This window comes from Endothiovibrio diazotrophicus, assembly GCF_054657215.1.
On the sequence record NZ_BAAHXB010000408.1, the window covers coordinates 1 to 207 of the forward strand.

The 207-nt window shown below is 66.7% G+C and carries 1 pseudogene; it reads left to right on the plus strand.

From position 1 onward, the window contains the following. A pseudogene (locus ACYQ2W_RS27005) lies at positions 1-207 on the plus strand (hypothetical protein); the annotation flags it as partial.

Genomic DNA, 207 nt, shown 5'->3' on the forward strand with positions numbered 1-207 from the left:
TCGCGGCGCAAGCCGCTGGATGAACACCGGGCCTACATCATCCATCTGCTGGAGAATTTCCCGAAGCTCAGCGCGGTGAAGATCCGGCGCAAGCTGCAGGAGAAGGTGGGACCGCTGCGGGCCTCCGGGCGCACGCTCAGGCGCTACATCAGTGCCTTGCGCGACGAGGTGGCCGAGGCACAGCCGCGCTACTACGAGCCGGTGCTC